At 55.3% G+C, this 15865-nt stretch carries 16 protein-coding genes; all 16 read right to left on the reverse strand.

Going from position 1 to position 15865, the window contains the following annotated elements; all coding sequences use genetic code 11:
• The coding region (locus tag OGX83_RS14170; protein WP_286588343.1) for a M14 carboxypeptidase N/E family protein at positions 1 to 1325 on the reverse strand (1325 nt) is incomplete at its 3' end.
• A gap of 41 nt (positions 1326 to 1366) precedes the next feature.
• Positions 1367 to 4768 carry a phage attachment tail tip protein J gene (gpJ, locus tag OGX83_RS14175; protein ID WP_286588345.1) on the reverse strand — a complete coding sequence of 1134 codons (3402 nt, stop codon included), beginning with the start codon at positions 4766 to 4768 and terminating at the stop codon, positions 1367 to 1369.
• Between the two features lie 71 nt (positions 4769 to 4839).
• Positions 4840 to 5517 carry a tail assembly protein gene (locus tag OGX83_RS14180; protein WP_286588347.1) on the reverse strand — a complete coding sequence of 226 codons (678 nt, stop codon included), beginning with the start codon at positions 5515 to 5517 and terminating at the stop codon, positions 4840 to 4842.
• On the reverse strand, positions 5415 to 6149 hold the full coding sequence (locus tag OGX83_RS14185) for a C40 family peptidase (RefSeq protein WP_286588349.1): 735 nt from the start codon (positions 6147 to 6149) through the stop codon (positions 5415 to 5417). Before OGX83_RS14185 ends, OGX83_RS14180 begins: the two co-directional genes overlap by 103 nt.
• An 11-nt stretch (positions 6150 to 6160) precedes the next feature.
• Positions 6161 to 6856, reverse strand: coding sequence for a phage minor tail protein L (locus tag OGX83_RS14190; RefSeq protein WP_155574144.1), 696 nt, complete (start codon positions 6854 to 6856; stop codon positions 6161 to 6163).
• A gap of 8 nt (positions 6857 to 6864) precedes the next feature.
• On the reverse strand, positions 6865 to 7197 hold the full coding sequence (locus tag OGX83_RS14195) for a phage tail protein (RefSeq protein ID WP_086538890.1): 333 nt from the start codon (positions 7195 to 7197) through the stop codon (positions 6865 to 6867).
• Complete coding sequence (locus tag OGX83_RS14200; protein WP_286588352.1) at positions 7198 to 10503, reverse strand: phage tail tape measure protein; 3306 nt, start codon at positions 10501 to 10503, stop codon at positions 7198 to 7200. It abuts the gene before it with no gap.
• Positions 10504 to 10753: 250 nt separating this feature from the next.
• Entirely contained in the window at positions 10754 to 11116 is a 363-nt protein-coding gene (locus OGX83_RS14205; protein WP_044700554.1) for a phage tail protein, read from the reverse strand.
• A 62-nt stretch (positions 11117 to 11178) separates the two neighbouring features.
• On the reverse strand, positions 11179 to 11661 hold the full coding sequence (locus tag OGX83_RS14210) for a hypothetical protein (RefSeq protein ID WP_003832379.1): 483 nt from the start codon (positions 11659 to 11661) through the stop codon (positions 11179 to 11181).
• Positions 11662 to 11694: 33 nt separating this feature from the next.
• A complete protein-coding gene (locus OGX83_RS14215; RefSeq protein WP_262758416.1) occupies positions 11695 to 12096 on the reverse strand; it encodes an HK97-gp10 family putative phage morphogenesis protein in 402 nt (133 codons plus the stop codon).
• Positions 12093 to 12482: a hypothetical protein gene (locus OGX83_RS14220; protein ID WP_286588358.1), complete on the reverse strand. Its 390-nt coding sequence runs from the start codon at positions 12480 to 12482 to the stop codon at positions 12093 to 12095. The genes OGX83_RS14215 and OGX83_RS14220 overlap by 4 nt, the downstream gene beginning before the upstream one ends.
• A complete protein-coding gene (locus OGX83_RS14225) occupies positions 12451 to 12801 on the reverse strand; it encodes a phage head closure protein (RefSeq protein ID WP_087857745.1) in 351 nt (116 codons plus the stop codon). Before OGX83_RS14225 ends, OGX83_RS14220 begins: the two co-directional genes overlap by 32 nt.
• Positions 12798 to 13115: a head-tail connector protein gene (locus tag OGX83_RS14230; protein WP_032950890.1), complete on the reverse strand. Its 318-nt coding sequence runs from the start codon at positions 13113 to 13115 to the stop codon at positions 12798 to 12800. The genes OGX83_RS14225 and OGX83_RS14230 overlap by 4 nt, the downstream gene beginning before the upstream one ends.
• Positions 13096 to 13473: a hypothetical protein gene (locus OGX83_RS14235; RefSeq protein WP_286588361.1), complete on the reverse strand. Its 378-nt coding sequence runs from the start codon at positions 13471 to 13473 to the stop codon at positions 13096 to 13098. The genes OGX83_RS14230 and OGX83_RS14235 overlap by 20 nt, the downstream gene beginning before the upstream one ends.
• A gap of 97 nt (positions 13474 to 13570) precedes the next feature.
• On the reverse strand, positions 13571 to 14857 hold the full coding sequence (locus OGX83_RS14240) for a phage major capsid protein (protein WP_286588363.1): 1287 nt from the start codon (positions 14855 to 14857) through the stop codon (positions 13571 to 13573).
• 72 nt (positions 14858 to 14929) lie between these two features.
• Positions 14930 to 15850, reverse strand: coding sequence for a S49 family peptidase (locus tag OGX83_RS14245; protein WP_286588365.1), 921 nt, complete (start codon positions 15848 to 15850; stop codon positions 14930 to 14932).
• Positions 15851 to 15865: the final 15 nt, after the last annotated feature.

Here is a 15865-nt window from a genome sequence, read left to right on the forward strand (position 1 = left end):
TCGCCTTTTGCGCCTGCCGGTCCCTGCGGACCCACAGGGCCAGTTGGTCCTGTTGCCCCCGTTAATCCGGTATCACCCTTTTCACCTTTTGCACCTTCTGGCCCCTGCGGGCCTGGCGGACCACTGAGGTCTTCACTTTCCTGTATCTCTTTAATGGTATCAGCGGCGGCTTTTGAGGCTGCACTTCTGGCCTGTTCAGCAAGGAGCTGCGCTTCATCCCTTGCCTGTCCACTTTCTTTCTCGCAGGCAGCAGCAGCCTGCGCGCTGTTCCGGGCATTCAGGGCATTTTCCTGAGCTTCATCACGCAGCGTCAGGGCCTCATCTCTGGCATGTTCTGCGCGGGTGGCGCTCTCAGCGGCTTCATTTTTCTGGTTCTCAGCCGTTTCGGCGGACTGCAGGGCTGATGCTCCACTTGAAGATGCCGATTCTGCACTGGCTGCTGCTTCAGCTTCTGACTTAGCGGCCTTGTCGCTGGATTCCCTGGCATGCTGTTCACTCAGGGCTGCAGCTGCCGCGCTGTTATTACCCTGTTCTGCAGCCTGCGTGGCCGTGATGGCGCTTTCACGCGCGGCATTTTCAGATGAGGCTGCATTACCAGCATGCTCCCCCGCTGTTTGTGCTGATGAAGCGGCACTTTCGGCACTTCCAGTTGCAGACTGTGCCGAAGCACCTGCCTCCTGCTGCGCTTTCTGTGCCGTATCAGCGGCAGTTTTTGCCACTCCGGCCTGTTCCGTCGCTGTCTGTGCGGACTTTGCGGCACTGACCGCATCTGCACCGCTGGCCAGAACGTCCTGCGCTGTCTGCCGGGCATTATCTGCGGCAGATCGGGCAGACACATCAGCCGCATCGGCAGAGTGCGCCGCCTGGCGCTGTGACTCCGCCGCAGCCGTTGCAGACAATGCTGCCGCATCATTGCTCTGCGCTGCTGACTGTGCGGCCTGTTCAGCGAGTTTCCGATCCTTCTCTGTTGCACCGCTCAAATCCACAACGCGGTTTACCATTTCCTCAAAGCGTTTCATCACCTCCGGACGCAGGTCCGCATCCTTCGGCGCATCGAGAAACGCATTCAGGGTATCCGGCGCATTGGTCGGGGCCACGTAAATGTCGCCAGCAAGTACGGGAGGAAAACCTTCCCGCAGTAGTGACACACTGTAATAACCCGGTTCAGCCTCAATGCTGTAGTGGCCATTCGCATCCGTAACAGAGGATGAGGTCACCTCAACCACAACGGTCGGGCTGGTTTTCCTGGCGCTCAGCAGAATGGTGCAGTCCTGTACGGGTTTTCCCGCGCCATCTCTGAGAATGCCTGATATGAGTATCGGCATACTACCTCCATAAAAAAACCGCCCGGAGGCGGTTTCTGTTATTAACTGATTGTTATCCCGGCTGATGACTTTTTCGTCACAATAACCAGCAGGTCACTGATTCGGGAAAATGGCCAGCCGCTGCTGTTACCGTGTGTACTGACGCTGAAACTCAGCGTCATCCGTCCGCTCCCGGCAGGCATATCCAGTGTTCGCGTAAAAACGGCCGGTACACCTCTGCTTGTCTGCTTGTATATCTCCACCCCGTTTTTCCTGACAGTCAGCGTACAGGCATCCCATACGTCATTACTGGTCTGGCTGTCATACGCTGCACCCTGAAAAGTAATCCCAGGAATGGAAACCTGTCGGTCAAAAGACTGGTCATCTTCAATCACGACTGTCAGTGTCCCGTTGGCGTACCGTTTTTCACCGTTACTGGTTATGAAGTAAGGAAACTCCCTGCCCGCTGCCTTAACAATATCCCCAAGAATACGCTCGGCCCGGAGCGTCCCCTTTATGGTGCAGTTTTCCTCAATCGTCACATTATTGAGGGTGCCGGAATTCGCGCTGATATGTCCGCTTATATCCGCATTACGGGCAGTCAGCCTGCCGTCAGGTTTCAGCATAAAGGTCGGCGGGTTCCCGCCGCTGGTGATAGTGGGAGCCGTCAGATATTTGAGGAACACCTCGTTCATAAATATCTGATTACCCTGAGCCACAAACATCGGGGTCTCATTGCCGTTTGCGGGGTCGATAAACGCGATACGGTTTGCTGCCACCAGGAACTGGCTTATCTTCCCTTCTTCCGTGTCCTCCATGCTCAGGCCCAGACCAGCCACATAGTGCTTCCCGTCTTTGGTCTGCTCTATCTTCACACTCCACATGGCATTCCATTTGCCGTTCGCGTCCTGCCACTCTTCCGAAAACTGATCCAGCCGGCTGGCGTTGTCTTCCGTCAGCTCCACCTTCTCCAGCAGCTCTTTACCCAGGTGGCTTTCGGTGATTTTCCCTTTGAAGAAATCCAGGTAACCCGCCGCATCGTTGCTGGCCTGCCCTTTAGCCTCCACGAACGCCGATTTCCCGACCTGGTTCACGGCCCGGATATAAAAGTAATAATCCTTGCCGGGTTTTATATTCGCGTTTGCTGCAATCCAGTACAGCGCGGTGCCGAGATAACGCGCATCGGTTTCCACCTGGCGGATATCGGCAATCTGCGTATCCGTAAACCAGAATTCATACTGCACCGTGGGGTCATATACCGCCTGGCGCGGGGTGGCGGTTATCTGAAAATAGCCGGGAGTCAACTCAACATAAGAAGGTTCTGCCGGTGCGGCGATGCTGAAATCCGTGCTGGCCGGATCGCCCTGCTGGCCCTGGCTGTTCACCGCCCGCACCGTCAGGGTGTAGCGCCCCGGCGTCAGGTTACGGAAAGTATGCTCCGTTTTTGTCAGGGTCAGGCTGCTGGCCAGCCGGTCGCTGTTATCTTCCGCTTTCACCGTCAGGCGCAGGGAGAAGTTAACCCCCTTAACCACACGCGGGGTATCCCATCGCGCCCGCGCCTGATACTGTCCCTCCTCTGCCAGAATCTCTGTGGTCAGGTGCTGCACGGCAGGCGGCGTATTCGTGATACCGGTGTCCGGTAACGGATCAAACGTCGCCCCGTTATCCACGATGGCTTCTTTCTCCGGAACATGCTGCACGGCGGTAATGGCATACGTGCCATCATCGTTTTCCCGTATGGCCACACAGCGAAACAGGCGCTGGCGCAGGTCCGGCAGTTTCAGTCCCCACACGCTGTACGCCGCCACGCCATCGGGTAACTGGCTGACGGTCACGCGGTCCGGAGCCGGATGTGCGGTAACTGCCACGGTAACAGGCTGGCCATCGCTGCCCACCAGGTTCAGCACCACATTGCCGCTTGCCGGTATCTCCACCTCACGGTCCAGCGTGAGCGTGCGCGTAAGGCTGTCGACCGACAGGACGCGTCCGCCCACGGTCACACCGGCATAATCACTGTCGCAGACCTCAATGATATCGCCGGGAACGTGGCGTAATCCCTCAGCCCCTACGGAAAAATCCACCGTCTGCGTTTCCAGCAATTCGGTGGTGATGGCCCACAGTCCGGCGCGGTGCGCCTGCCCACGACTGGTACAGGCGAATGCATCCATCTTCAGAACGTTGCGCCCGTAGCGCCGGATAGCAGCGTCGTTTTCCACCAGTTCGGTGGACGTTTCCCAGCCGTTGTTCGGGTCGGTGTAACGGACCTCGGCGGCATTGTGACGCTCTTTCAGTGCGCTGAAGCTGTAGATGAACGGCGCACCGTCAGCGGGCATCACCACATTACTCTGCGTATAGGTCCAGACTTTATCGGCGGGCCTGTCCTGCACAAACGTCAGGGTGCTGCCGTTCCAGACCGGCATGCAGCGCATCAGGGAACAGAAGTCCCCCAGCACGTCCCATGCTTTACGCTGGTCCGTCAGATACGCATTGCAGGTGATACGCGGCTCTGTCCCGCCAAAACCATCAGGAACAGGCTGATCACAGTACTGTGCAATGGCATACAGCGCCCACTTGTCCACATCGGCAACACCAATGCGGCTTCCCATGCCATAGCGCGGGTGAGTCAGCATATCCAGCACACACCAGGCCGGATTATCTGTCCAGGCGGGTTTAAACGTCCCGTCCCAGAGTCCCGTATACGTCCGTTTTAACGGATCGTAATTTGACGGCACCGGCACAATACGCCCGCGCAGGAGATAGTTTCGCGTGACCTGCTGGCTGCCGAACTGCTCCGCGTCCACTTTTACGCCGATAACAGCGGTATTCGGGTAACGTTGTTTCACATCGATGATTTCGGTATAGCCCGACCACACCGTTTTGTTCTGCAGCAGGTCTGTCATACTGTCATCAGTGAGGCGCAGCATCCGGACTTCAAACGGTCGGGGCGGTAAATCATCAATCACCACGGATGCCAGAAACTGCGTGGTCGTTTTCCCTGTAATGGTGATATCCCGCTCCACCTGCCACTGGCCATCCCGGCGAAACTGGATCAGCATCTGTACGCTGGTCGGGTTGCGGTCGCCTTTGGTACTGGTGCTGACCAGCGACTGCACTCCAAAGGTAAAGCGCAGACGGTCCAGCGTTTTAGTGGTAATCGTGCGGGTCACCGGCTCTGACTTCTTCACCTCCACACCCAGCAGGGTTTCCGCGCCGGAGTCTTCGAACCCCTCCATCGCGGTCTGCTCATCCTCCCCCACGCGGTAAACCACGGTGACACCGTGAACCATCGCGTTACCGTCGCTGTCGAGGACCGGCGTTTTGTTAATTCTGACACTCTTCAGCCCGTCCACAGGACCTTCAATCGGCCCCTCGCAGATGGCATCAACAACGGTCAGCATCTGACTGGATTTCAGGTCGTCAGGAGCCTCATGCGGCGTTTTACTGCTGCCACCACCCTTACCCATAATCTGTTCCCTCTGAAACGACAGAACCGCCCGGAGGCGGTTCTGTGTAAATACAAATATGCTGCAGTAAGTCAGCGACCGATGATCACCACCTGCCCCCCGCCACCTTCATCCCGTGTGCTGATTTCCTGGGAGATCGTGCGGGAGCCGACCAGCATTTCACCGTATAACACCGGAAGGGCATTACCCTGCGCCACCATGTTGTCCAGTGACGAAAACCAGGTGTTCTGTTTGCCGTTATCGGTCTGCCTGGACGAGGGGATTTTTGCCTGGGGTGTCAGCATCTGCGCCACCCCGCCCAGCATCATGGCCGCCCCCATAGAAAACAGAACTGAAGATGCCGAAATAGCACCGGCAGATAACGCGGATCCCCACAGAGCGAGGCTTCCCCCCGCCGTAAAAAAGGATGCACCGATTGCCACAGCACCCAGCACCACCTGGAACAGACCACCGGATTTTGCCCCGGCCATGCGTGGGACAATATGAATAATGGCCCCGTCCGGCAGCGGCTCGTGCAGACGGGCTGACAGGCTGGTTTCATTCACATCCTGACCGGCGATGCGTATCTGATACCAGCCATCATTCATTTTCTGCCGGAACCCCGGAACCTGCATGGCCAGCGCGTAAATGGCCTCGGCCCCCGTTTTTATACTGAGGCTGAAGCGGCGGCCAAATCGTTGTAAATCCCCGTGAAGGCAGATTCGTGCCATGCCTGGTGTCGCCAGATTGAGTGTGTGCGGCGTTGCCATTTGTCGGTATACCTCTCGCGTTTACTGAGCTGATCAGGAATATGGTGCAACAGTTCGCCGTCGCCGCAGTAAATCGCGGCATGGTTGGCAACCGATGAACCAAAACAACAAATCAGAATGTCTCCGGGCTGTGCCTCTGCGGCATTCACGCGGTAAAAACCGGTCGCCTCCAGATTATCCAGATAGAGATTATCTCCCTGCTTCCACCAGTCCTCCCCCCGCGCAAAATCCGGCATCTCAATACCCGCCAGATGGTACGCATCGCGGAACAGGGTGTAACAGTCCGTCACGCCATGCTCAAATGCCCGCCCGGTGAGAAAAGGCATGCAGCGAAATTTATATATCCGGTCATCGCAGACCAGCCACCACGGCAGGCCACTCTGTACCTGCAGACGGCGATCAACATCGCTGAGAAACGGCAGGCCATCGGGATGGCTGTGTACCAGCGCGACAACCACACCTTCCGCCTGCGCCCGAAGGTAATCCTCCGGCGCAATGCGAAAATACATCGTCGGTTCGGCAGAAAGATTCTGGCAGGGAAAATACCGCTCCCCTGCAGACGTGTTCACCACCCAGCCGCACGATTCAGCCGGCGCACACGCAGCAGCATGCGCCAGGATAGTTTTGTTCATGGGTATACCCATCAGGAAAGACGGTTAATGGAGAGGAAGCAGCCGATGCGCGGCAGGTTATCACGCAGCTCGCAGCCGGTACGGCATTTGCTGCAGGCATCTTTTGCCGGGTCTGTCGTGGGTTTATCAAACTCATCCGCCACAGGCGGCCCGGCATACCCACACTCATCAGAACGGTAGGTCCAGTTGCAGACATCCGCCAGCATGATCCGCGCCGGAAACACGCTGCCGTCCGTTTCGGTCGGCGTGGCCAGCACGAAGGTCGCCGTGGTGGCTTTCAGCTCCGACAACTGTTCAATCACCCAGCGGCTGACCACTTCCTGTTCCGGATCGGCCTCCGGATTGCCGCCTGTAAAGTTCACCGCATCGAGAAAGCGGGCGTACACAACATGCCTTACCACCGTGGCCCCGACGAGGCTCTGCATATCTGCCGCAAGTCCCGTAACCATGCCAAACAGGTTCGACACCGCCAGCGTCGGGCGGGCGGTAGTCCCTTTCCCTACCAGGTCGAACCCGGTTCCCTGTATCGGGTAAACGTCATACTTTCGGCCCTGCCAGGTGACCGGCTCGCCCTTCTCGTTCGCTTCATTTGAAAAATAGTAACGCTGGCCACCAAAGGCCGTCAGGTCGATTTCCCACAAATCAATGCGGGCCGACTGTTCGGTTTTCGTGGTTTCGTTGAGGGTGTTCTGAGGAATATCCTGCATAAGGATCCTTAAGCAATGACCTGCTCAAATTTACAGCTGAAATCGGAATACGTGACGTTGTCCGTAACAGACCACTCCCGGCAGACAACTTTTATCGTGCGGTTGTATTTTGGCGGTCGCCACAGAAAGGCTTTATATCCTCCGTGCTCGACCAGAAACGCTTCAAGTGCGGTGCGGGAATTGTCCGACGTGATACGGAAAACAGGCTGGAAGTTAATTAACTGATGGTTGAGTCCGGTCGGGCGACGTTGCTCATAGCCATCCCCAAATTTAATGGTTGTCACCGAAGGGGAAACAGAAGACGGCATCCCCTCCCTGGGTACCCAATGAAAGGTTTTCACTTATCCTCCCGCCAGCATGCCGCCATCACGGCCCTGAGTTCTCAGGATACTCATGACACGCGTATCAATCATTTTGACCAGCATCTGCGATGCCTGCGGCCCTATCTGCCCGTTTTGCCCGTCATTCTGAATGACAATGTGATACTCAGGTGAATAAACAATCCCACCATTCATACCACTACTACCAGAGGAACCCGGGTCACCCAGCGCCCTGACACCCAGCGTACCATCAGTCGTTTTCGCCAGAGGCATAATGGCTTCCGGGCCAGCTTCACCAAACACGCCAGCCCCCTTTGCAAAAGCAAACAGGGTCGGGCTGTCATAGATGCCATTACTGTAGGCACTTAATGAAGGTGAGTCATAAACACCGCCTTTCTCGTTAAAACTAAAACTGCTCCCAAAACTGCTGATGGCCGTGCCGGTGCTCGCGGTGGCTGCGCCGCCAAAAAGACTGCCGCCGATGCCCATAATGGATTTCAGGATGGTGTTGGTAATCAGCGCCTGCGCTGCCATATCGACAAGGTTTTTAATCACCGACTGTGTCAGGGAGGAAAATAACCCGATCATCCCGTCCCGGAGTGTCTGTGTACCGTTCAGCATGCCGGTCAGCATGTTGGAGGTTCGCTCCTGGGTTGTTTCCATCAGACCGATGGCGAGGCTGTTCAGGTTTCCCTGCGACTTATACAGCTCCACCGCCGTCTGGTACTGCGCATCCGCAGAATCCTTATCCGCCTTTTGCTTCAGCAGTTCGTACTGCTCTTTGTTGATCGCATCGTTCTGATAAAAAGCCTGCAGCAGTGACTGACGCTCGGCCAGTTGATTGCGCAGTTCTGCCAGCGGATCAACCGTCCCGGCGATATCAATCAGAGGGGCAGACATTGCCGCTGCCTGTGCCTGTAACAGTTCGCGGGCCGTACTTTGTGCCAGCGTGATTCTGGCCGTCTGGTATTCCTTTTCATCCAGAATACGGGCATTCAGGAGCGACTTCAGCTCCTGGCTCGTTTCACGCTCTTTCGTAAGAGTTGCTCTGGCCGGCGCATACTGTTCTGCCAGCTCGAGGCGCTGTTTCTGATAATTTTCAGCATTCAGCAGCAACGTCTTCTGAATATCTGCCTCGCTGGCCCCGTCTGCACGGGCGGCTTCAAGGAGTTTTCTGGCGCTTTCCTGCTCCTGCAGGTTGATACGTCCGAGACTTGAGGCATGCGCCGCTTCGATTTCACGCCGCAGTTGCTCATACTGGTTAACCTTCGCCTTTTGCCCCTTACCCGTATCCCCGCCTTCCCCGGTCCAGGGGGTATCGGGTTTATCACTCCCTGTTTCATTCCCTGGTTTATCCGGCTTCGGTGTGGGATCGGTTTTCCCTGATTTAGCCTGTTCTATGGCCTCTTTGACAATTTTTTGCCGTTCTTTTAAGAGTTTTAGCCCCTGCTCAACGGCATCCAGATCCCCTTTGTAGCGGGTTTTATCATTCTGTACGCCTTTAAGTTGTCCGAACGGATCGAAGCCACTCAATCCATCTATACGGCTTTCCGCATCCTGAATTTCTTTAATCAGTTTATTTCGCTGAATTACCTGATTCTCAAACTGTTCATCAATATCCAGCTGTTTCACGTTGAGCTGGTTAAGCGACAGTTTTTTCAGTTCTTCATTCGTTTCAATGACGGCATTTTTCAGGTCAATCGCTGACTGGCGGGCGTTCTTCGCCTGATTATGGAAATAGAGCAACGCCGAACCGGCCAGCATCGCCGCCCCCACCGGACCGCCCACCAGTGCCAGCGCCCCTCTGGCCATACCTACTGCTGCAGAGACTGCGCGGGCTGAAACGGAAAGCTGTTTATTGGCTGCATTCAGCTGGCTCTTTGCCTGGGTGGAAAGCAGTGTTTGCTCGGTTTCCTGGCGGATTAAGCGGTTAAACTCGCTCTGGTAACTCACGTTAAGGCCAAATTGTCTGGCGCTTTTCTCCATTTCCCGATAACGCCCGAATTCTGCGTTATTCTGCGCCAGCGTGGCAGCGGTACTTTCCAGCGTTTTTCGCGCCATATCGGCCTGCGCCATCGCGCTGGCCCTGACTGCCTGCTGTTGCTCCACCCAGGCACCGATGTTCCCCCTGATACCTGCCGTCAGTTTTGTCGCCAGAACAGGAATCAGCGTATACAGCGCCACGTTGGCGACCGTATTAAAATTATCCGTCAGGCCATTAATGGCATCGGTAACGGTCTGAACACCACTGCGCAGCGGTCCGTTTCCGCTCTGTCCTACCTTAATAATCAGACCTTCAAAAGCCGAAGTCAGGCTGAGAAGATCGCCGTTGAGGTTATTTACCCTGATTTCAGCCTGCTCATGCGCGGTCTGCGTACCGGTCAGGGCGGCGGTCAGCGACTCCACCTTCTCTCGGTTCTGCACCAGGATGGATGCCGCGCTGAGGTTTTCCACCTCGAACAGCTTCACGGCCTGCTTTGTTGACAGGTTTTTCCCGGCCAGGTTCTCCAGTGCCTGACTCAGCCCGACAACAGAAGGCTTCAGGGTCTTATCGGTTCCCTTCTCCAGATTCAGGATCACGTTACGCAGCGCGGTCCCGGCCTCGCCGCCTTTCACCTCGCGCTCCGCCAGTACCTGTATGGTAGCATTGAGGGTTTCAAAACCCACGCCAGCCTGTGCCGCAGCCACCCCGCCATTTTTAATCGCGGCAGCCGTGTCGGCTATCTCCGACGAGCCAAATTTCGCGCCGGCTGCCAGTACGTTGATATACCGGTCAGCTTCACTGGCCCCCGCGCCAAACTGGTTTAACGACAGGGCCAGCGTTCGGGTGGCATCCGGAAGCGTCGTCCCTGCCGCCTGGGCCAGCGTTAACGCGCTTTTGGTCGCCGCTGTCAGCCCCGCAGAGGTGCTCAGCAGTTCAGGCTTTGCCGAAGCCATCAGCTTAATGGCCTCAGCGGCCTGTGATGCGCTGTATTCCGTTGTGCGGCCCATTTCCTGCGCCGCCTGATCGTACAGTTTCATCTGCACACTGGTAGCACCAGTGATGGCCTGCAAATCCGACAATGACTGGCTGTACTGCCGCGTGGTGCTGATAATGGTGCCCAGCGATAACCCCGCCCCGGCAAAACCTGCCAGCCTGCCAGCCAGCCCTGATACCGAAGCAGAAACACGCTTATAGGCATCCTCTGTCTTTTTCGCATCAGCCTGGGCATTGCGGTTAAACTGGCGTGACTGACTCTCAGCGCTGCCGTAGGCGCTCATCAGCTGCGATTTAAAGTTCGCTGCATTCAGATGCAGCCCAACGGCAAGAGAGGCAACGTCACCCATTACATTAATACCTTCATGACTGCCGCACACTGCGCATCCAGACTCGAATTCACGGCGGCGGTGGGGGATTTAACAGGGGGCGGGTTATTGTCAGAACCTTCTGGCGAAGGCTTTTTGAAAATGCCCTGTTTGAGGAAGAAAGCACGCCAGTGGAAAAGCGTGTCAGCCGGAAGCGCCGCAATTTTTGACGGGTCAGGCTCGCCCCAGCGGTCGGCCAGCCAGAAAATCAGCTCCAGCCAGGGCGAGTCACTCAGTTTTTTTCGGCGGTTTCCAGCTTACCGATGCCGTGCTTTTTCACTTTGTCGATGGCATCCAGAAGCGCAACGTTATCGTGTGCCGCCAGCAGCTCCTTCGCCGTGGGTTTGTCTTTGGCTTTAATCGGGGAGCCGTCAGGCTGAACCAGACTGTCGATAACAATCTGTACACTCAGCTCAGACGCCATGCGGGCATTGCCAGAGGTCTGCGCCTCGATGAGCGCATCTTCATGATCAATAAGCTCAGCCGCCGTCAGTCGGCGAAGGTAAACCTTTGTACCGAAGATTTCGGTTTTAATTGGAGAGGGTTTTGCGCTGAGCAGGGCTTTTTTCAGTTCGGATAGGCTAAATTCAGACATGGTGTATCCTGTTTTTCAGACGAAAAAAAACCGCCCGGAGGCGGTGTTTAACGGGAAACGGATTACGCGCCGGCATCTGGCGCCGGGGCGGCAATTCCCCATTTAATGTTATTTTGCTTACCCTGCACCGTAATCTGGATAACTTCACTGGCAGGCGCGGTGATTTCGTTCATCTGCCAGCCTGAAAGCGCAAGGATCATTGAAGCCGTTCGTTTGTTCGGCAGCTCAATATAAAACTGAACGGTCTTACGCTGTTCTGCTGCATTGAGGAACGCGGTAAAATCTTCGTTTTCCGGATCGTCAATGAATCCCAGCGATTTCTCCGGCCCTTCCGGCAGGTCTGACACCGACTGCTTACTCTTGTCCAGCAGGGTGGTACAGTCGACAAATCCTCCCGTCTGACCTGTCGCGCCCAGCGCCTTGCAGTTAATCAGCGGTTTCAGCGCCGCTACAGCGGCTCCTACCTCCCCAAACTTCACCACCGTCCCGGCAGGAAGCATTGCGTACTCAGGGGATGATTTTGGCGTGTTATTTTCATCAGCCATAATGATTCTCTCTTAAATAGTGGGCAGCGGTTGCTACCTGTTCTGAATGCCATTGCGGATTTCTACGGTCAGAATGCGCAGAACCTTCTGGACGTTGTAATCCAGTGCCGGACGGATGAACGGATCGGCAACCTGTTTCACCGTACCGAACTCCTGGGCCAGCGCTTTCATGTAATGCTTTTTGCTGGGGCCAACCCGAAGGGTGACCACCGTATTTCCGCGACCTTTCCGGGTGGATGAACGAATTTTGATGGAATCACGCATATGCTCTGCAGAGGACGCCTCGTCGAAGCCGGCATGTTGTTTCATGTCTTCTTCAACCACTTTCAGCGCCTCACGCCCTGCATCACGTAACACCTTCATGCCGACCTTTTCACCGAGCGCGGTAAGCTGCCGCTCCAGCTCGTCCAGCCCTTTTACGTCCATAGTGATCATGATGAAGCGTCCCGGTAGTGAAAGGTAAAATCCCGCACGAGCCGGTACTGAATATTGCCGCTGGTCAGTACCGATTTACTCTGCTGTATTCCCCCCCGGACCACATTCTGTACGGGAAAGCCCTCCAGCTGGCCATGCACGATAGCGGTCCATTCCGCGCTGATTTTCTTATCCAGCTGTAACAGACGGGTGTAGTCATTAAGCAGATGAATCGCTATCTGGAAGCGCCCCGCAATCAGGCCTGTGCGCAACAGTCCGGCGTACAGCTCCGGATCGGAAATACACTGGTAAGTAACCCCCTCCTGCAGCTCATCAGGCAGGAGCAGAGGGTAAACATCCAGCCCGGTCAGACGTTCAAGTGCTGCCTTTAATGCCAGCTCGATCATGACGTGCGTCTGCCTCCCCTGTGATGATGATGCGGTCCGCAAGACGTTCGACGTTACGAACGGTATAAACCCGGTCAGAGGTCGTTATTTTCCAGTCGATATCAATATTCAGGTTCGGATGAGTGGTAAAAAGACACGTTTCAACAACCTGCTGTTGATCCAGTGTGCGGACCTTTCTGCCCGACACCAGTTCGCGCTTCGCCCAGGCTTTCCCGGTCGCGACCAGTTGTTCCGGCAGATGTTCACCCAGCGGCCCCCGGCCGGATTGCATATACCCAATAGAAAGACGGCAGGTCATTTCTTCCGGCTTCAGGCTCATACCGTGTTCTCCTGCAACGGAAAAAGAAGGTGCCGGACCGCAGCCGTCTCCAGCCACTGACCGGTGAAACCATTCAGATACGCATCCCCGACCAGATACTGCATGGCCAACTGGATATCTTCATCCGCCACAAAACCGCGTACCCCTTCCGGCAGCGCCTGCAGTTCGTCATCGCTTCCCACCAGTTTGCAGTAGTAGTCACGCTCAATACTCTTCTGCGCCGCTGCCACCATTTTAGTGAGCATGCCGTCATGCTCCGTGAAATCCGGCTCCAGACGGAGCTGGGTTTTCACATCATCCAATGTCAGTATCATGGTCATCGGCTCCCTTGCGGGGACTCAGCGCCTTTTCCGCATCTTCTGGCCATACCGCAATATGGCGTTCAACCAGTTTCTCTGCGTACTCAGCATCAAAACAGGCCGTATCACCGCGTGAATAACGATGATAGGGTCCCAGGAAAAAAACCGCTTTCCGCGCCACTTCTGCTCCCGTCAGGCCCGTGGCCCCGTTTGTTTCACTTCCGGTCAGATCAACACCGGTATCACCTGAACCCGCTGCAGTATTCTGACCGTCATCCCCGTCCACTGTATTTTCCGGTGTCAGTTCATCCGGCTTTTTCACATCCCCGGCTGCAGCCGCCGCTGCCGCTGCTTTTGCCGCTTTCGTTGTCATCGTTTTGCTCCTGAAAAGAAAAAACCCGCTGCTGCGGGCCTGGGAATTACGTGCTTTTTACGCTGTGCGACCGTGGTCGCACAGAGTGCAGGACCGGTTAAAACAGCACTTTTGTCCCGAGTACAAGACCTTCCGGATGACGGAAGCCGATATCGTGCTCCGTCACCACGCGGATCAACGACTGGTTACGGGAGAACGCGGAAACCAGATTGCCATCCCCGTCCTGGTAGGAGGCTTCCTGCGAGAACGACACCTTCATGTTGCCGTCTTCACCGATAACCACATCATTAAAGTCCGCGAAGTAAATTTCCGACTCTTTGCCTGCGTCACCGAGGTTTGCCGGGATAGCGCTGGTACGCTGAATCTGAAATCCCTTCAACATCCCCTGGGCCATTTCCGGGTAGACCTTGTTACCGTTACCGTCGCGCAGACCGAATAGTTTCATGTAAGTCCGGTTCGACATGCCCCAGCCGCAGCTGATCATGTTGCTGTTCCCGTCCATAGCCATCAGGATAATGTTGTCGAGATAGGTATCAATCGTCTGCAGATTAACCTCTGCAGCAGCTTCCCACGGCAGCAGGCGGTTCCACTCAGTTGCCCGCGCTTTCATACCGACAGGCGTATCACCGGTACCGTCATCGCGCATAAAGGCTTTATCTTCACGAACAGAAATCGCGGTCAGAATATCCTGCAGGACCAGCTGCTCCACGTTGTAGCCAGCACGACCAATCAGTTGGTTGGAGATAGGCACCATTGCAATCATGGTTTTCGCAGTGAGTTTCACATCATCGAAGCGCGCTTCTGATGTTTTCGCATCCTTGCCTTCCCCGGTGTAGCTCGCCGTCGCACCACCGGCCAGACGCGGCAGCGCCATATTGCCGTTCGGCAGCGGAATGGAGCGCGCGCCCAGCTTACGGACGATGGTGCGATCACGCAGCAGTTCGATCACCTCGCTGTGCAGGTTTTGCGGAATAAGAACGCCACCTGACGCGGCGGCAGTGTTGATGGCCATCGAGACAGACTGGTCATTCAGTTCTTCAGCTGCAAATTTAGCAGCATCCTGGACGTTACCCTGTGCTGCCGCAATCGACATCACCAGACGGGTCATGCCTGCGCCGGTATATTGCTTTGGCTCAGCCTTAATGCTGATACCTGGAGCCTGCTGTGTGCCTTTAACCGGTTTGGCGACAAGCGCTGCCGCACGTTCAGCCGCTTCCAGACGCTCAATCTTGGCGCTGATATCCGTGAACTGCTGCTGCAGGCTGGCAAATTCGGTTAACTGCTCCGCTGTCAGCGTTCCACCGGTAGTTTCAATCGTGGCCAGGGTCTGTACCTGTTCATTAATACCCGCACGCTGACGACGTAATTCTTCAATCTGTGGCATAGTTTTCTCTCTTTTTGGCATAAAAAAAGCAGCCAACAGGCTGCTTTCTGGTAATGACGCGTTAGCGCCGGGTCACATTCTGGTTTGCAGGTCCATCGCGGCGGCCTGCAACTTTATGGAAGTGGTTTGTTGAGGTTGTTTGTACTTTGCTGCAATGGCATTAATCGCAGACTGAGGATCCGAAACTTCATCGGCAAGACCAGCAGAAATGGAATCAGCGCCGAAATAGATTCCGGCCTGCGTGTTAATCACCGTCTGAGGGGCAAGATTCCGGTATTCCGCTACAGAGGTAATAAACGTCTCGTACATATCGTCAATCATCCTCTGGAACATTCCCCGAGCGTCTTCACTCAGTGGCTCATGTTGTGTACCGTTATTTTTGTTATCTCCCCGAAAAATCGTGGTGAATGTTAACCCCATTTGCTCTTCCATCCTGGAAGTATCCAGGTGTTCCATAATCACTCCAATCGAGCCGACTCCACTGGTCTGGCTGACTACAATTTTGCTGCAGGCCGAAGCGATAAAGTAAGCCGCAGAATAGGCGCTGTAGTTCACAATTGCAGTAATAGGCTTAGTTTGACGTGACTGGAAAATATAATCGGCCAGTTCCTTGCATCCAACCGCCGCACCACCACCAGAATTTATATCCAGCACAATTTCACTGATGGAAGGGTCATTTAATGCAGCATGCACCTGGCTACGTATGCGCTCATAGCTGGTAAGTTCAGAACACATTGCAGTAATTTGCCCACGACGCGGAACCAGAATGCCGTGAACAGGAATAACTGCCATTCCACCAGCTGGTTGAACCAAATCTGGCACCTGATTGTTATCAGGATCCTGCGTCATGTGAATTCTAGCCTCTTCTGATAATCCCTGAATACGGGGAACCAGCACAGCTTTTACAGAATCCATTGTCTGTCGTGTCACGTAATGTGGAACACCAAAGACCATAGCCGCCAGGTGCGGCAGATTAATTAAATTTTTTGTCATGATGTTTACCAGGTC

Source organism: Citrobacter sp. Cpo074 (genome assembly GCF_030332745.1).
GTDB classification, from domain to species: Bacteria; Pseudomonadota; Gammaproteobacteria; order Enterobacterales; family Enterobacteriaceae; genus Citrobacter; species Citrobacter portucalensis.

Excerpts from the sequence above, each read along its gene's own strand:
- OGX83_RS14220 (WP_286588358.1), bottom strand. The coding sequence starts at position 12,482 with ATGATCGAGCTGGCATTAAAGGCAGCACTTGAACGTCTGACCGGGCTG.
- OGX83_RS14210 (WP_003832379.1), bottom strand. The coding sequence starts at position 11,661 with ATGGCTGATGAAAATAACACGCCAAAATCATCCCCTGAGTACGCAATG.
- OGX83_RS14215 (WP_262758416.1), bottom strand. The coding sequence starts at position 12,096 with ATGATCACTATGGACGTAAAAGGGCTGGACGAGCTGGAGCGGCAGCTT.
- OGX83_RS14200 (WP_286588352.1), bottom strand. The coding sequence starts at position 10,503 with ATGGGTGACGTTGCCTCTCTTGCCGTTGGGCTGCATCTGAATGCAGCG.
- OGX83_RS14240 (WP_286588363.1), bottom strand. The coding sequence starts at position 14,857 with ATGCCACAGATTGAAGAATTACGTCGTCAGCGTGCGGGTATTAATGAA.
- OGX83_RS14245 (WP_286588365.1), bottom strand. The coding sequence starts at position 15,850 with ATGACAAAAAATTTAATTAATCTGCCGCACCTGGCGGCTATGGTCTTT.
- OGX83_RS14190 (WP_155574144.1), bottom strand. The coding sequence starts at position 6,856 with ATGCAGGATATTCCTCAGAACACCCTCAACGAAACCACGAAAACCGAA.
- OGX83_RS14230 (WP_032950890.1), bottom strand. The coding sequence starts at position 13,115 with ATGATACTGACATTGGATGATGTGAAAACCCAGCTCCGTCTGGAGCCG.
- OGX83_RS14205 (WP_044700554.1), bottom strand. The coding sequence starts at position 11,116 with ATGTCTGAATTTAGCCTATCCGAACTGAAAAAAGCCCTGCTCAGCGCA.
- gpJ (WP_286588345.1), bottom strand. The coding sequence starts at position 4,768 with ATGGGTAAGGGTGGTGGCAGCAGTAAAACGCCGCATGAGGCTCCTGAC.
- OGX83_RS14235 (WP_286588361.1), bottom strand. The coding sequence starts at position 13,473 with ATGACAACGAAAGCGGCAAAAGCAGCGGCAGCGGCGGCTGCAGCCGGG.
- OGX83_RS14185 (WP_286588349.1), bottom strand. The coding sequence starts at position 6,149 with ATGAACAAAACTATCCTGGCGCATGCTGCTGCGTGTGCGCCGGCTGAA.
- OGX83_RS14225 (WP_087857745.1), bottom strand. The coding sequence starts at position 12,801 with ATGAGCCTGAAGCCGGAAGAAATGACCTGCCGTCTTTCTATTGGGTAT.
- OGX83_RS14180 (WP_286588347.1), bottom strand. The coding sequence starts at position 5,517 with ATGGCAACGCCGCACACACTCAATCTGGCGACACCAGGCATGGCACGA.